Origin of the sequence: Bacillus sp. FJAT-27916 (genome assembly GCF_001183965.1) — a bacterium.
Classification (GTDB): Bacteria; Bacillota; Bacilli; order Bacillales; family Pradoshiaceae; genus Pradoshia.
The window spans coordinates 201,051-219,375 of the sequence record NZ_LFZV01000001.1; the positions used below are offsets into that span (position 1 = coordinate 201,051).

Sequence of the window (18,325 nt, forward strand, 5' to 3'; positions counted from 1 at the left end):
TATGAAGAAGTTAAAAGTTATGACAGTAGTTGGAACAAGGCCGGAAATTATTAGATTATCTGCAGTTATGAATAAATTAGAACAGTCAGAAGCCATTAATCATGTTTTGGTACACACGGGGCAAAATTATGATTATGAATTAAATGAAGTATTTTTTAATGACTTTAAATTAAGAAAACCTGATTATTTTTTGAATGCAGCAATAGGTACAGCAGTAGAGACAATTGGGAATATACTTATTAAGATTGACCCGATATTAGAAGCGGAACAACCAGACGCACTTTTAGTATTAGGTGATACAAATAGTTGTTTAACCGCAATTGCAGCTAAAAGAAGGCATATCCCAATATTTCATATGGAAGCAGGTAATAGATGTTTTGATCAGAGGGTACCTGAAGAAACAAATCGCAAAATCGTTGATCATACAGCAGATATTAATCTAACGTACAGCGATATTGCTAGAGAATATCTTCTTAGAGAAGGATTTCCTTCAGATCGGATTATTAAAACTGGTAGTCCAATGTTTGAAGTTTTAAATTCAAGAAAAGATGATATTATGAATTCTAATGTTTTAGATAGGCTTGAGCTGTTAGAAGGAGAATACTTTGTAGTATCTGCTCATAGGGAGGAAAATATCAATTCAGACACAAATTTCCTTAACTTAGTAGATAGTTTGAATGCAGTTGCTGAAAAATATAACTTGCCAGTAATTGTGAGTGCACACCCTAGAACACAAAAAATGATTGATTCCAAAGGGATTAGGTTTAATCCATTAGTGAAAATAATGAAACCTGTAGGCTTTAATGATTATGTGAAACTACAAATTAATGCAAAAGCAGTTCTTAGTGATAGCGGGACAATTAGTGAAGAATCGTCTATTCTAGGTTTTAAGGCACTTAATATCAGGCAAGCGCATGAGAGACCTGAAGCTATGGAAGAGGCAGCTGTTATGATGGTAGGTTTGAATAAGGAAAGAATATTACAAGGATTAGTTGTGCTAGAAAGACAAGAAAAGGGTACATTAAGGATTGTTAGAGATTATAGTATGCCCAATGTATCGGATAAAGTAGTTAGAATTATTTTGTCATATACTGATTACGTGAATAGAGTTGTATGGGAGAAACATTTATGAACATTATGGTATTTGATGTGCCAGCCGAAACTGGTGGAGCATTATCAATTTTGAATGATTTTTACAATGAGGTAAAACAGTATAATAATAAAAACATTAATTGGATATTTGTAATAAGCAAGCCTCAATTATATGAAATCGAAAATATAAGAGTTTTGAAATTTCCATGGGTAAAAAAAAGCTGGTTTCACAGGTTATACTTTGATAATTTTGTAGCCCCAAAGTTGGTAAAAAAATATAAGATAGATAGAATTTTATCCTTACAAAATGTAATCATTCCTAATACTGATGTAAGGCAAATACTATATATACATCAGCCGCTGCCATTTGTTAAATATAAATTTACATTTAAAGAAAATAAGCTTTTTTGGGTTTACCAAAATATACTTAGCAGGAAAATTTTTAAATCTATCAAGAAGGCAAGTAAAGTAGTTGTTCAGACAGAATGGATGAAAAATGCATGTAGTGAGTTAGTTGATAAACAAGATTCGAAAATTAGTGTTGTTCCACCTAAAACAAATATCCATATAAACAGAAAATTTATACCTACTAAAGAATCATTTTCAACCTTTTTTTATCCTGCAAGTCCAGTAATTTATAAAAATCATAAAATAATTGTAGAAGCTTGTCAAAAATTATCTGATCAAGATTATAAAGGATTTAAAGTTATATTTACTTTAAAGGGAAATGAGAATAATAATATACTAAACTTAAAAAAAATTATAAGAGATAATCAATTACCTATAGAGTTTATTGGAGATATAACTAGAGATAAAGTATATGACTATTATTCCAAATCTATATTAATTTTTCCTTCATATATTGAAACTTTTGGCTTACCTATTCTAGAGGCTAAAAGTCATAATACTATAGTTATTGCTTCAGACTCTCAATTTTCTCATGAAATATTAGGTGAATATGAAAATAAATACTTTTTTGATCCGTTTGATAGTGATCAATTAGCACAAATTATGAAAAATATATTAAGTAAACAGATTTATAATGATGTAAAGGAAGATAGTATTAAGATAAAAAATAGAAATTTAATCAATGAAGTACTCTTATAAATCATATTTACATTAGAGGTTATCTCGTAAAACCATAAAAAATGGGGTAAGTTCCTGTTATTAATATTTATTTTATGAAAGGATGTTCTCTTATTGAAGAATATTTTACTTATAAGTAGTAGTGCAGCTATAAGCGGAGCAGAAATTGTAACAAAAGATTTTGTTCAAAATTCAAAACACAGATATTATCTTTGTGCGCCTGATACACCAGAAGTTAAAAAGTTCTATAGTGAATTTGGCTTTATAGACACATTTTACTCACCTTATTATATGAAAAAAGGAAATTCAAAATTTAAATCTAGGATTGATAATTTAAATGTGATAGTAAAAGAAGCATTCTTTCTTAATAAAATTATTAAAAAAATAGGACAGAATAATATCGATTTAATATATTGTAATAATACAATATCTTGTCTGGGGATTACGTTACTAGGAAAAATAAGAAAAATAGATATACCAGTGGTCTTGCATATTCATGACATGATGACATCTTGTTCATTTACCCCTCTTGTTAAAAGATTGTGTATTGGATATCCCACAATAACAGTTTCTCAAGCATGTAAAGATGAATTGATAAAATATGCAGGATTAGACAAAAATGATGTTAACGTTATATATAACGGAATAGATGTGAAAAAGTTCTTTCCTAGTAGTAGGGATAGAAATGATGCAACTAAAAATATTGTTATAGGATATGCAGGGAATATTATAGAAAGAAAGGGAGTTGTATTTCTAGCAAAGGCTTTTTCTAAATTGAATCAAGATAATCCCAATACAAAATTACGTATTTCATATCATTTATCTGAAAAAAACTATCTCAATGATATAAAGGGGATATTGGAAGGAAAAAATGTTGAATACTGTAATTATCCAAGGGAGAAGATGAGGGAATTTTATGATTCTATAGATATATTAGTTGTACCTAGCTTAAAGGATCCTTTGCCAACTACAGTATTAGAAGCTATGGGTTGTGGGAAGATAGTTATAGGAAGTAATGTTGATGGCAATATTGAAATGCTTGAAAATAAGTACTTATTTGAACGAGGTAGTTCGGAAGATTTATATAGAAAACTTAAAGAAATAATAGATAAATATTTTGATGAGGTTGAACTGTGTAAAAAACAGAATCCTATAAAAATTTCAAAGTACTTTTCCTTTGATGCTAAAAATGAAAAAATGGACAAGTTTTTTAACAATGTAGGTCTTCGGAAAACAATAGATATATGACGATTATAAAAACATAAAAGTCTAACTTTCTTTTTTATGATTATCAAGGAATCGTAGGGGGTCAATACGATCAGACCTTATGTAGATAATGTGTAACTAGATATTAGATTTATTTAAGTTTTGTTTTAGGTAGGCTGAAGGAAGGTGAGTAGGTCATTAATAATTATATATCTAAAAGTATAATAGGGCGTATTTTGAGTAATGATAAGATATATATATACTTTTTAATAGCTATATTATTGAGGGTATTTTTTTTGTTGATAGTGCTATCTGAACCAAATTATTTTGATATGCATCTATATTCTGATGATTTAAGGTACGAGGACTATGCAAAAACATATACTGAAATAGCTAATAATATTCTTGATTTGGATGCCTTCCAAACTACGGATATTAAATTTGGTGGTGTTACTGCAGCAGCTTTATATTTTAGAATCAATGCAGTGATTTACTATTTATTCAATTCAGTGATTGTTTTAAGATTATTTAATATACTGATAGCTTCGTTTACAATTTTTCCTATTTATTTTCTTGCTAAAGAACTGTTTAATGAAAAAGTCGCTAAAATATCTGCTTTTCTTTATTGTTGCATACCATATTATATTATATTTTCGTCATTTTTATTTAAAGACTCATTATTAATGTTGTTAATAACATTAAGTTTAGTTCAAATTATAAAATTTTATAAATATAAAAAGTACTCAGTACTCAAATTGGTAATTCCCATTATATTGATGCATTGGATAAGATTTGGTGTAGGTGAACTCTTAATTGGAATATTTATTTTAGCCCTAATCAATAGGGAACAGAAAAATACCAAAAACATAAAAATCATAAGATGGATTATTACTATTGTTGTTATTGGAATTATAATGATGCTCCTACTATTCAGTAACTATTCTGGATTTCTAAATAAAATTGAAATCTATAGCGATTACGCTAGAGACTATCAAGGACCAATATCTTTTTTTAGAGTTGATAATATTTTCCAACTATATAAATTGCCATTTGCTTGGGCTCTGTCAGTAATTTTACCGTTGAATTTTGATTTTAATGTTAATAAGTGGAGTGATGTTTTAAGTTTACTCAATTACCTAAGCGTATTTATTTTACCTGCTTTTTTAATTTATTGGTTTACCTTTAAAAAAAATAAACTCCAAAAAATCATTCTTTATCCTTTATTACTACTGCACCTTTTCTCTGCTGCAACTGTAATTAATGTACCGAGGCATTTTTATTTTCTACATTTTTTTATAATAATTTGTTCATCTGCATATTTGTCAACTCTTAAAGATAAAAGGAAAATTCTGTTTATTATTACGGTTCTATTAATGTATGTTTTATTATTCTTATTAAACTTGATTCTAATTAATTGAGAGGAGCACATTTATTTTGGCACTAGTAGTATTTATAGACGCACTTCCATATACATTTATTCAGGGGAATGAAAATATTTTAAAATCAAAATATAATTTCGCAAAGCTAACACCAAATGTTGGATATAGTTCAAATTTACACTGGCAGCTTTTTGCTGGAAAATATCCTGATGATGTAGGTTTTTTTACTGATTGGGGATATTCTCAAGAAAATGGTTCGAAGATAAAAATAATGTCTAAAATACTAAGACCTTTTGAGGTCTTACCGCTAGCGGGTGTAATTTCAAAAAAAATTGTAGATAGAGTTATTCCAGGACCAAAATTGGCCAATATTCCATCGCATATTAGAAGTTTATTTAGTGAAGAAGCAAAATATCTCCTTTCTAAGACTGACTATATTAAAGATATTGATATATTTGCTGGATATAAGTTTTTATTGGAGGATGAATTTAAATATTCATTCGAAGAAATGATGGAAAAAATGAGTTCTTTAATAGAAGAAACAGAAAACATTATGGTATCTTTTAGTTTTTGTGATAAATATGGACATTTACTAGGGAGAGGTCCTGAGTATGATAGAGTAATTGACGAACATTTAGTTCAAATTATATCTTTAATGAATAAGTATAAAGAAAAGTGGCATGATAACAATGTTGTAATTGTATCAGATCATGGCATGTCAAATGTCAAAGAAAATGTTTCCCATAATTTAGAAGATAAATTTGGGAGGCAAAAAAAGGGTAAATATGTTGCGTTTTGTGATTCTGCCATACTAAGAGTTTGGACATGGAATGAACAACTTAAAAATGATATTGCGAGTTATCTTGAAAGTAAAGAGTATGGTCATATAATGTCAGAAAATGAAAGAATACGATATAAAGTTACCTCTAATAAGTTTGGTCAATTAATATTTATATTAAAAGAAGGATATACTTTTAGTCCTAATTATTTTGGTGTAGGATTAAGAACAAAAGCTCTGGGAATGCATGGATATTGGCCAGGAGCTATAGATCAAGATGGTGTTGTTATATCAGACTTAAAATTAAAAAATGATTATAATTACGAGGAGTTTTTCAGTTTTATTCAATATATATCGAGGAAAGATAAATGAACTATTTCATATACAGTAACAAAAAAGCGGATGCAATTGTTGAAAATTATTTTGAAGAATTAATTAGAATAATAAAAAATAGTGAATATAGTACCGAAATATCAATTATACTAACGGGAAGTCTCTCAAGAGGTGAGGGTAGTTGGACTGTAATTGATGAAACATTGGAGCTTATTAGTGATATTGAATATGTTGTAGTGATTGAAGATAGTAATAATTCAATGGAAATTCACCAAATGATAGAAGATTATAATGAAACGGCAATCTCCGTTTCAAATCCCTTCTTCCATATTGATTTTAGTGTGGTTCCTAAGAGACACTTAAAAAAGTTAGAAAAGAAACTATTTATTTTTGAAACAAAAGTCAATGGTAGAGTCATTTATGGTGAAGAGGATATTACTTCCCTTTTACCTACAGTAACTATTAATAATATAAATTTTAGTGATGTATTTGATATTTTTAATCATAGAATGTTCTCTATCATTTATTATGGTATAGATAAAAAAGTTTCGGATTCCTTAAGTAGTGATCAAATTATGCGATATATAATTGCACGTAATGGACTTGATCTATTGACAATTTATTTAATTAGTAAGGGCAGATTAGAATCGGGATTTGAAAATCGACTCGAATTATTTAATTCTATAAATGAGAGGATATCAATTGAAGAGGAAAATTTCCACAAGTTTCAAAACCTTTGTTACTCTATAAAGGCCTGGGGAAATAATGAGTATGAAGATATTGAAGTCAATTACCTATTAACTGAATTCTTAAGATTTACTTCGTTGTGTTTAAAAGATTACCGTATGTTTAAGGTGTCAAATACAACTCATAATATACTTCATAATAGTAGAAGATTAGCGGGAAGAATAAAACGTGCTATTATATGTAGAACAATTCCTATTTCTCGGAAGGTATATTTAGAGGAGCTATATGCTGCGATAGAAGCTGATAATCTGACGAAGAATAAACTTAATAAGTTGAAGTTATATAATTATATTCTTTATGGTTACCCATCATATTCAACTAAGGGAATTGATTAGGAGGAGCTATGTCTATTGATGGTAAATCATTAATAAAAAGGTTATTTGGATTTTCCGCAGGAGGGATTTTTGGTGCACTATTATCATTTATTAGTATACCGATTATTACAAGATCAATCATTCCTGAAGAGTATGGGATATATGGTCTAATATTGGCAGTTTTCAATATAATCTTAATTGCCTTCCCACTTGGACTAGACCAAGCTTTAATTCGATATTACTATGAAGAAAGGGATAATTTGGGTACATTATTAAGAAAATGTGTTGTACCGATAATATGTATATATATAATTATTCTTATAAGTGCTATTCCTTTTTGGGATAGCCTTTCGTTGTATATATTCGGAGAAAAAAATCCATTCAATTTAGTATTGTTTATTATCGGAACCTTCTTTATTATCGTAGGAAGGTTTATGCTTGTTGTTGTTCGAATGGAGAATAAAGCTATATTATATTCAAGTTTAGTGTTTTTTGAAAGGCTTATATTTTTTTTAATTGTTCTTATTCAATTGTTTATCTTAAACAATTATACAGTTACTGCTTTACTAGTATCGTATGTCTTCTCCTTGGGAACTCAAGTTATTGTTGGCATATTATTGACTAGAAAAGTTTGGGTCGGCATTTTTTTGAAAGGTAACCGAAAATTAAAAGGTAAACACCTTGTTGCATATGGATTTCCTTTTGCAATTGCAGCATTATCAGAAAGTTTATTGTTTTTTGTAGATAAATATACTATAAGATATTTTCTGTCAATTGAAAGTCTGGGTATTTATACCGCTGCAACAGTTTATATTACTATGATCAATATTTTATACTCTGGATATGTAAATTTTTGGACTCCTATGGCACTGAAAATTTATAATAATAATAAGGATAATAGGTCTTTCTTTAAAAATGCGAGTCAATTAGTAGCAACCACTGTACTTATATTAGGTACTGTATTAATAAGTTTAAGTGATATACTTGTTTTATTTCTTGGGGAAGAATATCATAGTGCGATAAAAGTAATCCCTTTCTTCCTTATTATTCCTTTGTTATCTATTTTGTCTGAAACAATGTCAGTAGGAATCATATTCTCTGGAAAGACTAAGTGGAACATGGTTGCAGGAGGAATATCACTAGTAATAAGTATATTTTTAAGTTGTATTTTGGTGCCAAGAATGGGGATTAGTGGCGCTGCTCTAACACTATTATTTGCGAGATATGTATTTACGACTGTTAAAATAATGGCTTCTTCGATGCTATTTAATGTTGAGTATAATCAAATTAAGCTACACACCTCTTTAATGCTTCTCATAATATATGCATTAATAAGATCATTAAACTTATTCGGCTATTACAATATTATAATTGGTTTAATCCTATTATGCTATATTTTAGTAATGTATAGGAATAACTTGAAATACTATTATATTCTGTTTAAGAGATAAAGTTTCTTATTGCTTTGTTGTAGGTATATATTTATTGTGTTATGCAGAGAAATTCATCAATTTCGGTATGAATAATACATCTTACAAATGTTTTTTCAAAAGAAAAGGAGCCTGTCACCACCCGATTTTTCTTGTTTCACGGAATATTCCATAGTGGTGGTGGCAGAGCTTTATTTTTGAGTGTAGGCTTCTTTTGTGTAAGGAGCCTTTTTCGTTGTGGTAAAAATTATTTGGGGTTTTGAAGGAGTTTGCGCTTTTATGTTGAATGTATAAGCATAGCTTCCTTATTCCTTGGTTTCATTTTCTGATTTCTTCAATTTACTTCTTCTATTTTGCTTCCTCTTTTATTACCTACAGTGTTACACCAATCTTTCATATCATTTAGTTTTCAAAATTAAATATTGCTTGGAGGTTTTTTTGTGACTGTTAAGGTATCCAGTATTGGTCTGAAGGGGCTTGAGGGATATCGTGTGCAGGTGGAGGTTCGGATCTCCCCTGGGACGGAGTCGATGATTATTGTGGGTTTGCCGGATGCATCAGTGAAAGAATCTCGTGAGCGGGTGATCGCGGCATTGAGTCATTTTGGCGCTGATGTGACAGACCAGAAGGTGGTCGTTAATTTATCTCCATCCGAGCAGAAGAAAAATGGTCCGCTATTTGATTTAGCCATTGGGATTGCTGCCTTAAAGGAACTCGATGTGATTAAATGCGAGATTCCAGAGGATACAGCTTTTATTGGTGCTTTGTCGCTTGATGGGACGATAGTAAAAGCGGATGGGATGTTACCGGCGCTTATTTCGGCTAAGAAGCTTGGGATCAAGCAAATCTATTTCCCTCATGATCCTCTTATCCCGATTCATATGTTGGAAGGGCTAGATTGCGTGGTTGTTCAGCATATTGAGGAGGTTGTCAACCACCTTGGTGGGCAGAGTAGCCTTTCGCTTTATCCTACCTTGGAATCTGAGTCAACTCATCTGAATGTTGCCCCTTACCCAAAAGACTTCCGTCATGTGATTGGTCATGAGTATGCTAAGCGAGCGCTGGAGATTGCAGCTGCGGGGGAACATAATGTATTAATGAGCGGTCCGCCGGGATGTGGAAAAAGCCTGCTTGCTGAAACCTTTCCATCCATTCTTCCGCCATTGACGAATAAAGCGCAGCTGGAGGTGATGAGTCTCTATCAATTAGCGGGAGAGAAACGAGAATATCACCATCATGTCCCTTTTCGCCACCCGCATCATTCAGCATCCGCAGTTGCAGTTATTGGAGGTGGTTCTACGCCAAGGCCAGGGGAAATTTCGCTTGCCCATCGAGGTGTTTTGTTCCTTGATGAAATGGCTGAGTTTACCAAAAAGACGTTAGATATGCTTCGTCAACCGCTTGAAACAGGGAGTGTGACCATTAGCAGGGTTCATTCCACTGTGACTTATCCCTCCTCGTTTCTATTAATTGGCGCCATGAATCCATGTCCATGCGGATATATAGGCTCTAATCATCAATACTGTACGTGCTCAGAAAAACAAATTCTTTCTTATCGCAATCGTTTATCTGGCCCTATTTATGACAGAATGGATATATTGCTCTCTTTACAGTCTATTAATTTCGATCAGCCAGTAAAGCGGCAGGAAACCTCTGATGATATTCGTGACAGGGTAGAGAAGGCACGCAGCATCCAGTATGATCGTTATCAGAAAGAAGTGTCCAATGCAAAGGTTCCGCTGGAATGGCTGACAGACAGGAGTCCTCTTACAATGGAGCAGCAACGGATGTTAACAAAGATAACAGCAAAGCAAAATTGGAGTAATCGTGTTCAAATCAAAATCATTCGCCTTGCGAGAACAATTTCTGATTTAGCAGGAGAAAAGGAGATTACGGACAGTTCTCTTTGGGAGGCATTTCGTTTAAGACGTTGGAGTATTCAAAAACAGCAGAATGTGGCGAGACAAACATAATGGGAAGACCAAAACGAATTTTCCTTCCCAATCGATATTACCATGTCGTTTGCCGCGGAAACCGACGAGATCCCCTCTTTCGAAACGCAGCAGATTTTGAAGCCTTTATCCATATCCTCGAGCAACTTTATGCAAAGTATCCTTTTGAAATGGCGTCTTATTGCTTCATGACGAACCATTTCCATCTACAAATATGCAGCAAGGATACACCGCTTTCAAAACTGATGGCACTTATTAATAAGCGCTATGCCAACTACTATAATACAAAATACCGTCTTACCGGGCATGTCTTTGAAAAACGATTTTACGACAAACTGATTGAGGATAAAGAGGGAATGCTTGAGATTAGCCGGTATATTCATTTAAATCCGGTTGCCGCGAAGATGGTCAAGCAGCCAGAACATTATCCATGGAGCAGTTATCGATTTTACGATAATCCTCAATCCATTCCGTTCGGGTTCATCAATATAGAAAAAATTCTAGATTATTATGAGGGGAGGGGACAGGGCAGGAAAGGAGGAAGAAGTATTGTGAGAGTGTTGTAAACAGCCAGTAACTATCTGGGTTAGAACCAGTCAAAGGTAGCGCGATATTTTTACTCTATTGACTTCTTCTCTGTAACACGAAGGTTATTAGTACTCCTGCCACATCATCTGTCCATATTATGATTTGACCAGTACTTGCACTTTCAATTTCGCGAATTTTTATCAGAGGGATGCAACACGGAAAAGGTGCTTTTTCTATGGGATGTACCTTGATGCAGTTTTTTGATGCAATGGCTTGCTTATGTTTAATGTGTTGGTGAGGTGAAGATTCATCCATTGAAAATAGGCTGGATATTGAATGGTATGCCTATAGTGTTCGGGGGATTTCGTACATATTATGTAGAGGAGATGCTGCAGGCCGGCGTCGAATACCATTCCATCGGAAGGAAGCCTGCAGAACGAGTCCGTGCGAAGGAGCTAGTGCAGAATGAGCTATAAACAACCAGATCCTCATAAGACTTACTTAATTACCGGTGCGACCGGGTTTGTTGGATTCTATTTGTCTCGGAACCTATTGGACAAGGGATGCCGTGTTGTTGGCATCGACAATATGAATGATTACTATGATGTCTGTCTAAAAGAAAAACGCCTTGAGCTGCTTTCTGATTATGACGGGTTCACGTTCTTGAAGGTGGATCTTGCTGATAAACAGGCATTGGATGAAGTTTTTTCAACGTATCAGCCTGAGATTGTCGTCAATCTGGCTGCGCAGGCAGGGGTACGTTATAGTATCACCAATCCAGATGCCTATATCCAATCGAATCTGATTGGGTTTTACAATATCCTTGAGTGCTGCCGTCATTCCTATGATGAAGGGAACACGCCGGTTGAGCATCTCTTGTATGCCTCCAGCAGCTCAGTCTATGGGGCGAATAAGAAGACGCCTTATTCGGTGGAGGATAAGACGGATACCCCGGTTTCCTTGTATGCGGCCACGAAGAAGAGCAATGAGTTATTGGCGAGATCGTATTCAAATCTCTATAATATCCCGGCAACGGGCTTGCGCTTCTTTACGGTGTATGGTCCAATGGGACGACCGGATATGGCGTATTATGGCTTCACACAGAAAATATTCGCTGGTGATCCAATCAAGATCTTTAACAATGGCGATATGAAGCGGGACTTCACCTATATTGATGATATTGTCGGATCGATGGAGCGAATGCTTAATCAGCCGCCTTCAGCGGATGAGCATGGGGTGCCGCATAAGGTGTATAACATCGGCAACTCCAACCCCGAGCAGCTGATGTATTTCATCGAGACACTTGAGAAGGTGCTGAGTAAGGCAACTGGTCGTGAAATTGTCGCGAAGAAGGAGTTCCTTCCGATGCAGCCAGGTGATGTCTATGCGACCTTTGCAGATACTGAACCTTTGGAGAAAGCATTTGGCTTTAAGCCAAGCACGTCGATTGAGGATGGGCTGCAACGGTTTGCGGACTGGTATTGTGACTATTATGATGTGAAGTGATTTTTTGAAGAGCGGGGAGCGCCTGAATAAGGGGGCTTTCCGCTCTTTTCGTGTCGGGTTTGAATTCTTTTTAAAGAACAAAGTGGAGGGTGGATGGAAATTTTTATTGTTAATTAACGCGGGGCATACTATAGTTAAATTATGGTGTTCTTAAAAAAGAACAAAAGCATCGTAGGTCATTCTTCTCAGAAACAATAATCGAAAGAATGGGGAGATGTATAGATGAAAACGGCATTGATCACAGGGATTACCGGTCAGGACGGGGCCTATTTGGCGGAGCTTCTTCTGCAAAAGGGCTATAAAGTATATGGGCTGATTGCTAGAAGGAGCACGAGTACAACTTGGCGGCTGGAGTATGTAGGAATCAAGGATGAGGTGGAGCTGATTGAGGGAGATATGACGGATCTTTCCTCCCTCCTAAGAGCACTCCAGGTTGCCCGCCCGACAGAGGTGTATAATCTCGCAGCCCAGAGCTTTGTCGGCACCTCCTGGGAGCAGCCAGTTCTGACCGCTCAGGTGACGGGTGTCGGCGTGGTCAATCTGCTGGAGGCCATTCGGCTCACCGACCCGTCTATTCGCTTCTACCAAGCCTCCACGAGTGAAATGTTCGGCCTCATCCAGGAGGAAATGCAGTCCGAGAAGACACCGTTTTATCCGAGAAGTCCTTATGGGGTGGCGAAGCTGTACGGATATTGGATTACGGTCAATTACCGCGAGAGCTTTGAGATACATGCGTCGAGCGGGATTTTATTTAATCATGAATCCCCGCTGCGCGGAATTGAGTTCGTGACACGGAAAGTGACGGATGCGGTCGCGAAGATTAAGCTTGGCGAGCAGAAGGGGCTGCGCCTTGGCAATATTGATGCGAAGCGAGATTGGGGCTTTGCCGGTGATTATGTGGAGGCGATGTGGCTCATGCTCCAGCAGGATGAGGCGGATGATTATGTCGTCGCAACCGGGCTCACGACGACTGTTCGTGATATGTGCCGTATTGCCTTTGAGCACGTCGGGTTGAACTATGAAGACCATGTCGTTATTGACCCAGCTTTCTACCGTCCAGCCGAGGTGGATGTATTGCTTGGTAATCCAGCTAAAGCAAAAGAGAAGCTTGGCTGGGAGGCGAGCACTTCACTCAATGAGCTGATTACGATGATGGTGGAGGCAGACCTGGAGCGGGTCAGGCGCGGCTTGCATAAGGTGAATGCATGAAGGTGCTTGTCACTGGAGCGAACGCCTTCGTTGGCTCCTATCTGGTGAGTGAGCTCGTGGGGCGGGGACATGAAGTCGTTGCTGGGGTGAGGAATGAACGGGGTAATATTCCAGTTGGAGTGGAAACTTGTTCATTTCCGCTCGGCCAGATTGATGAGATGAAGGAGGCTCTGCGTCAGACAGAGCCGGATGTGATTTTTCACCTTGCTGGCCAGAGTAATGTCCCCCATGCTTGGAATGATCCGGCTGCAACGCTTCAGGTGAATGCTGTCGGTACCGTGGATTTGATTATGGCAGCTTATGAGACCGTACCTGAGGCGAGAATCTTCACGGTCGGTTCCAGTGAGGAGTATGGCATAGCAGCGAAGGAGCATGAGCTGCTTCATGAAGAGGTGGAATGCAAGCCTCAAAATCCGTATGCATCAAGCAAGTTTATTGCTGGCCAGGTGGGGATGCAGCTTGCTCGGAAATATGGAATGAACCTCATCCATCTCAGGCCGTTCAATCATTTCGGTCCGAGGCAGAGGAAGGGGTTTGTCATAAGTGATTTCTCCTCCCAGATTGCTGCGATTGAAGCGGGGCAGATGGAGCCGATTATCTCAGTCGGCAATCTCGAAGCCTGGCGCGACTTCACGGATGTGCGGGACATCGTAGGTGCGTATGCCCTCTTGATTGAGAAGGAGGGACTAGCGAACGGCCTTTATAATGTCAGCTCAGGAACGGCCAGGAAGGTCGGGGATATTCTGCAGCGGCTGATTGAGCTGTCAACGGTATCTATAGAGGTCGTTGTCGCCCCGGCTAAATACCGGCCGAATGAGGTGGAGCGGTTTGCAGGGAGCAACAAGAAACTTCAGGAAGCAGTTGACTGGAAGACTCAGTGTGCGTTCGATGACAGTCTCCGTAACACCCTGTATTGGTGGAGAAACAAGTATAAAGAAACCATGGAACAGCTATGAAAGATAGAAGGCTATCCTGCAATCATCCTTTAATGAGATGAGCGGGATAGCCTTCTTTTATCCTCATTATTACATGGAATATAAAAGGAACTGAAGTCCAATAATGATTCCTACTGCTGCAATGATCAGGGAAACGTATAGGATATTCTGCTTAATCTTTCTCTTCTTGTACATTTCTTCAGGAGTTCGGTAAGCACTCATGATATTTTCCTCCTAGTATCAAAACTTGATGTGTAATGATGACATACTTTAGACCTAGTAAAACTATTTGTTCACTACTACAAAACGTGCCATTGAAACTATCTGCTATTAATGATAATAAATTCAAATGTAGAGAAAATAGGGAAAATAGTCGCGTTTTATCGATATAACTGTATAATTGTCAATACCGTTTTAGTTTTCCCCACTATCACCGGAATAAAATTCCCCACTGATGCCGTTACTTCGATAACGCTGCTGGATAAATCCCAGCCTTTTTCTTTTCCTTCAAACGATACGAATCTCCTTTGATATTGAAGGTAACCGCATGATGAAGGAGTCGATCTAAGATGGCAGTCGCTAAGACATCATCCCCAAACACTTTGCCCCATTCTATATATGATTTGTTCGAGGTCAAAATCATCGCTCCATGTTCATATCGCTTGGATACCACTTGAAAAAAGACATTTGCCGTCAACTCGTCAAAAGGAAAGTATCCCACCTCATCAATAATCAATAAATCTGGACGGCTCCATTTTTGTGCCAATTTAGGAATGCTTCCTTTTGTTTCTGCCTTACGGCATTCTGCCACCATTTGGTCAGCCGTCAAAAACAAGGCGGTATGTCCCTTTGCCAGAGCTTCTAAGGCAAAAGAGAGGGCGAGATGGGTTTTCCCTACACCAGGTGGCCCTAAAAGAAGACGATTCTCTCCATTGGCAATAAACCGGCAGGTAAGGGTTTCCTTTACACGTTGCTCATTGATGCTTGGCTGAAACGTAAAATCAAAGTCATGAATGGTTTTGGTATAAGGAAGTTTGGCGCGCTTGATTCGATTTTCTAATTTAGCTGATTCTCGACGTTCCCATTCCTGTAAAACAACCGTGTGCAGAAAATCAAAATATGATACATTATGGGTAGAAGCATTCTCTACCAGATCATCCAATTGACTGGCTGTGTCATGCCAGCCCAACTGGATGAGTCGTTCTTCAAGGCTGGATTTCATTCTGATTCATTCCCCTCGAGTGCGGCGTAGGTGGCTAGAGATCGAGCTTCCACCTGTGGAGTAGAAGGACAGAAATCCGGGGTCGGCAAACCAGGGGAGTTCTGTTGTTTCTGCTCTTTTTGTTGTTCTTCTGACTTCTCATAGTGCTCCAACTGAATATGCATATGTGCTTTTCCTGTCATAATGGGATGTTGGGCAATGCGGTCTTGTGCATCGTATATTTCCAACTGTTTGTCCAATGTCACTTTCAACTTAACTTTCTGACCGGCATACCGAAAAGGGACAGAGTATTTCTTTCCTAAGTAAGAGACAAAGCAATCTCTGCTTACCTCCCGCACTTCCCAATGGCTTGTTGGGAATAACGGCTTTATTCCCCAGGCTTGAAGCTGTGGCTGTTCCGTTTGCCAACGCTGAACCGGCGGTTCTTGTGTCGTTTCATTTTTCTTTTTATTAGCTGTTTTGTCCAACCATATCTGTATGTCATGATTCCATGCTTCCAGCGTAGGTTCATGTTTTCGTTGAAAGAAATTTTTCTTTAGGTAATCCACCGTTCTTTCTACTTTTCCTTTCGTCTGTGGGCGGTAGGGTTTACAAGCTTTCGGGACGACCCCATAGTAGGCTAAAAAATCTTCAAACGTACGATTAAAACGAATCTCTGTTGGACTGTGCTTTGTCACGACGGTTTTCATATTATCATAGAGAATCTGATTCGGAATGCCGTTAAAATAGGAGAAGGCATTCATGTGACATTTCATCAATGTTTCGAGCTTCATATCTGTCGTAAACTCAATATACTTCATCCTGGAATACCCCAGAATCATGAGAAAGGCATAAACCTTTTGTGGATGACCATCCATCACTACTTCACCGACTTCCGCCCAATCCATTTGAGCTTGCTTCCCAGGAGGTGTCTCAAATCGCCTAGTGGCCTGTTTCTTTGGTTGTGCCCGGAAGGGCTGCACAAAATCTCGTAAAATTGTACTCTTCCCCTCATACCCCATTGCTGTAATTTCTTCAAGCAAGACCACGCAATTTGTGGTTCCTTCCTGAATTCTTTGTAAGAGATACGCCTTATAGGGATCTAACTTGCTTTTCCGTTTCATTCTCGATTTTGAAGAAGGTGTTTCTTCAGAATGAATATATTTTCGAATGGTTTTTCGGTCGAATCCTGTTTCCTCTGAAATAGCTGATAATGTCCATCCTTTTTGATAAAGTTCTCGAATCATTATAAAATCCCCCATTTTCAACATCGACGATCCCTCTCTTTTGTAGTGATACGTCGATTATCCGTGATTAGTGAGGAATTTTAAATCGGTGTTATTGAGTATTTTAACTCCGGCAGTGACAATAATTTCATGAATAAAAGAGATAATATTGAAGTTAAATACCATTTTTAGGTAAATATGAAGGATTATATTATGAAAGTAAAGTTCTAAAGGTTTGAATGGATACTGGATAGCAGCATAGAATACCATTTTACATAATTGATTGAAAACATATTCTCCCTTTGATTTTACTAGCTCAAGGTCTTTATTATATTATAATAATTATTTGAAAATTATTGGTCTTTAAAGGGGTTTGTGTATTTATGTCGAGTGGATATTTAATTGATTCACCCTTCATTTTTTAGTGTCTTCAAATTTTTCTTCCGGTTTTTTCCTCTATTATTACTTTCAGAGTTACACCATTCTTTCATTTCTTTGAGTTATAAAATTTAATAAGCTTGGAGGTATTTTAATGACGGTAAAGGTATACAGTGTTGGTCTTAAGGGGCCTGAGGGATATCGTGCGTAAATGGAGGGTCGGATCTCACGAGAAGGCTATCCTGTAATCATCCTTTAATGAGATGAGCGGGATAGCCTTTTATTCTCATTGTCACGTGTTGTATAAAAGGAACTGAAGTCCAATGATGATTCCTACTACCGTAATGATAAGGGAAGCGTATAGGATATTCTGCTTAATCTTTCTCTTCTTGTACATTTCTTCAGGAGTTCGGTGCACACTCAAGATATTTTCCTCCTAGTATCATAACTGGCTGCGTAATGGTGACATACTTTAGTTCTAGTTGAATTCTCTTGTTTGTTACTACCAAAGCGGCATTGTAACTATCTGATTATGATGATAATAGATTCGATTATAGATAATATAGGGAAAATAGTCGCATATTGTCAAAAGAATTGTATTCTTACAAGAATGTATGTGGTAATATCGAATTATTGGTTCCATTTTTAGGTAAAAGAGTGGGTTGTATTATGGAGGTGAACTTTTGAGAAAATGAAGGGATATTGAATAACAGATAGAGGATACACATCGTAAAGCCTGATATAAAATTAATAAAGATTAATTTCAGGAATTACCCTCTTCGGTTTCCAAGGACAGATTTTCAATTATATTGGAGTAATCTCATAATATTTTTGTGCGAAAAAATGTTATTTTTATCCATATTTTTGTTGAGTGTAAGGAGAAAGATGTGTCCAATATATTAGATATTGATAATCTTAGCATAATAACTTCCTTTTACTTAATAAAACAGCTAGTTTTTGATATTATCCATTTTTTCTTCATTTGCTAAATGCTAATTGTATTTAATAGGTAATTATTCATATGT

Annotated in this window: 17 protein-coding genes; 13 read left to right on the forward strand and 4 right to left on the reverse strand. The window is 36.4% G+C overall.

Going from position 1 to position 18,325, the window contains the following annotated elements; genetic code table 11:
* Position 1: 1 nt before the first annotated feature.
* The 13 genes from wecB (at position 2) to AC622_RS01035 (ending at position 14,516) form a co-directional block, all read left to right on the forward strand.
* Positions 2 to 1,132, forward strand: coding sequence for a non-hydrolyzing UDP-N-acetylglucosamine 2-epimerase (wecB, locus tag AC622_RS00980; RefSeq protein ID WP_049669370.1), 1,131 nt, complete (start codon positions 2 to 4; stop codon positions 1,130 to 1,132).
* On the forward strand, positions 1,129 to 2,199 hold the full coding sequence (locus tag AC622_RS00985; protein WP_049669371.1) for a glycosyltransferase: 1,071 nt from the start codon (positions 1,129 to 1,131) through the stop codon (positions 2,197 to 2,199). Before wecB ends, AC622_RS00985 begins: the two co-directional genes overlap by 4 nt.
* Positions 2,200 to 2,292: 93 nt before the next feature.
* Positions 2,293 to 3,426, forward strand: a complete 1,134-nt coding sequence (locus AC622_RS00990) for a glycosyltransferase family 4 protein (protein ID WP_049669372.1) — start codon at positions 2,293 to 2,295, stop codon at positions 3,424 to 3,426.
* 254 nt (positions 3,427 to 3,680) lie between these two features.
* Positions 3,681 to 4,802 (forward strand): glycosyltransferase family 39 protein, encoded by a 1,122-nt coding sequence (locus AC622_RS00995; protein ID WP_049669373.1) that lies wholly within the window; start codon positions 3,681 to 3,683, stop codon positions 4,800 to 4,802.
* A gap of 16 nt (positions 4,803 to 4,818) precedes the next feature.
* Positions 4,819 to 5,913, forward strand: a complete 1,095-nt coding sequence (locus AC622_RS01000; RefSeq protein ID WP_049669374.1) for an alkaline phosphatase family protein — start codon at positions 4,819 to 4,821, stop codon at positions 5,911 to 5,913.
* Positions 5,910 to 6,956 carry a hypothetical protein gene (locus AC622_RS01005; RefSeq protein ID WP_049669375.1) on the forward strand — a complete coding sequence of 349 codons (1,047 nt, stop codon included), beginning with the start codon at positions 5,910 to 5,912 and terminating at the stop codon, positions 6,954 to 6,956. The genes AC622_RS01000 and AC622_RS01005 overlap by 4 nt, the downstream gene beginning before the upstream one ends.
* 8 nt (positions 6,957 to 6,964) lie before the next feature.
* Positions 6,965 to 8,386 (forward strand): lipopolysaccharide biosynthesis protein, encoded by a 1,422-nt coding sequence (locus tag AC622_RS01010; protein ID WP_049669376.1) that lies wholly within the window; start codon positions 6,965 to 6,967, stop codon positions 8,384 to 8,386.
* 419 nt (positions 8,387 to 8,805) lie between these two features.
* Complete coding sequence (locus AC622_RS01015; protein WP_049669377.1) at positions 8,806 to 10,338, forward strand: YifB family Mg chelatase-like AAA ATPase; 1,533 nt, start codon at positions 8,806 to 8,808, stop codon at positions 10,336 to 10,338.
* Positions 10,338 to 10,883: an REP-associated tyrosine transposase gene (locus AC622_RS01020; protein WP_156185525.1), complete on the forward strand. Its 546-nt coding sequence runs from the start codon at positions 10,338 to 10,340 to the stop codon at positions 10,881 to 10,883. Before AC622_RS01015 ends, AC622_RS01020 begins: the two co-directional genes overlap by 1 nt.
* Before the next feature lie 276 nt (positions 10,884 to 11,159).
* Complete coding sequence (locus AC622_RS20895; protein WP_156185526.1) at positions 11,160 to 11,321, forward strand: hypothetical protein; 162 nt, start codon at positions 11,160 to 11,162, stop codon at positions 11,319 to 11,321.
* Positions 11,311 to 12,351 (forward strand): GDP-mannose 4,6-dehydratase, encoded by a 1,041-nt coding sequence (locus AC622_RS01025; protein ID WP_049669378.1) that lies wholly within the window; start codon positions 11,311 to 11,313, stop codon positions 12,349 to 12,351. The genes AC622_RS20895 and AC622_RS01025 overlap by 11 nt, the downstream gene beginning before the upstream one ends.
* 222 nt (positions 12,352 to 12,573) lie before the next feature.
* Positions 12,574 to 13,560 (forward strand): GDP-mannose 4,6-dehydratase, encoded by a 987-nt coding sequence (gene gmd, locus AC622_RS01030; protein WP_049669379.1) that lies wholly within the window; start codon positions 12,574 to 12,576, stop codon positions 13,558 to 13,560.
* Positions 13,557 to 14,516, forward strand: coding sequence for a GDP-mannose 4,6-dehydratase (locus AC622_RS01035; RefSeq protein WP_049669380.1), 960 nt, complete (start codon positions 13,557 to 13,559; stop codon positions 14,514 to 14,516). Before gmd ends, AC622_RS01035 begins: the two co-directional genes overlap by 4 nt.
* 69 nt (positions 14,517 to 14,585) lie before the next feature.
* Here AC622_RS01035 and AC622_RS21455 read toward each other — a convergent pair whose 3' ends face one another.
* The 4 genes from AC622_RS21455 to AC622_RS21460 all read right to left on the reverse strand — a co-directional run bounded on the left by AC622_RS21455 (position 14,586) and on the right by AC622_RS21460 (position 17,724).
* Positions 14,586 to 14,717 (reverse strand): hypothetical protein, encoded by a 132-nt coding sequence (locus tag AC622_RS21455; RefSeq protein ID WP_269431766.1) that lies wholly within the window; start codon positions 14,715 to 14,717, stop codon positions 14,586 to 14,588.
* 238 nt (positions 14,718 to 14,955) lie between these two features.
* Positions 14,956 to 15,717 carry an IS21-like element helper ATPase IstB gene (gene istB, locus AC622_RS01040; RefSeq protein WP_049669381.1) on the reverse strand — a complete coding sequence of 254 codons (762 nt, stop codon included), beginning with the start codon at positions 15,715 to 15,717 and terminating at the stop codon, positions 14,956 to 14,958.
* Positions 15,714 to 16,967: an IS21 family transposase gene (gene istA / locus AC622_RS01045; protein ID WP_049669382.1), complete on the reverse strand. Its 1,254-nt coding sequence runs from the start codon at positions 16,965 to 16,967 to the stop codon at positions 15,714 to 15,716. Before istA ends, istB begins: the two co-directional genes overlap by 4 nt.
* Positions 16,968 to 17,592: 625 nt before the next feature.
* Positions 17,593 to 17,724, reverse strand: a complete 132-nt coding sequence (locus AC622_RS21460) for a hypothetical protein (RefSeq protein ID WP_269431767.1) — start codon at positions 17,722 to 17,724, stop codon at positions 17,593 to 17,595.
* Positions 17,725 to 18,325: the final 601 nt, after the last annotated feature.

What these genes read in the sequence shown, in the direction of transcription:
- AC622_RS21455 (WP_269431766.1), bottom strand. Translation starts at nt 14,717, where the DNA reads ATGAGTGCTTACCGAACTCCTGAAGAAATGTACAAGAAGAGAAAGATT.
- AC622_RS01010 (WP_049669376.1), top strand. Translation starts at nt 6,965, where the DNA reads ATGTCTATTGATGGTAAATCATTAATAAAAAGGTTATTTGGATTTTCC.
- AC622_RS01025 (WP_049669378.1), top strand. Translation starts at nt 11,311, where the DNA reads ATGAGCTATAAACAACCAGATCCTCATAAGACTTACTTAATTACCGGT.
- istB (WP_049669381.1), bottom strand. Translation starts at nt 15,717, where the DNA reads ATGAAATCCAGCCTTGAAGAACGACTCATCCAGTTGGGCTGGCATGAC.
- AC622_RS00985 (WP_049669371.1), top strand. Translation starts at nt 1,129, where the DNA reads ATGAACATTATGGTATTTGATGTGCCAGCCGAAACTGGTGGAGCATTA.
- wecB (WP_049669370.1), top strand. Translation starts at nt 2, where the DNA reads ATGAAGAAGTTAAAAGTTATGACAGTAGTTGGAACAAGGCCGGAAATT.
- AC622_RS01005 (WP_049669375.1), top strand. Translation starts at nt 5,910, where the DNA reads ATGAACTATTTCATATACAGTAACAAAAAAGCGGATGCAATTGTTGAA.
- istA (WP_049669382.1), bottom strand. Translation starts at nt 16,967, where the DNA reads ATGTTGAAAATGGGGGATTTTATAATGATTCGAGAACTTTATCAAAAA.
- AC622_RS01035 (WP_049669380.1), top strand. Translation starts at nt 13,557, where the DNA reads ATGAAGGTGCTTGTCACTGGAGCGAACGCCTTCGTTGGCTCCTATCTG.
- gmd (WP_049669379.1), top strand. Translation starts at nt 12,574, where the DNA reads ATGAAAACGGCATTGATCACAGGGATTACCGGTCAGGACGGGGCCTAT.
- AC622_RS01020 (WP_156185525.1), top strand. Translation starts at nt 10,338, where the DNA reads ATGGGAAGACCAAAACGAATTTTCCTTCCCAATCGATATTACCATGTC.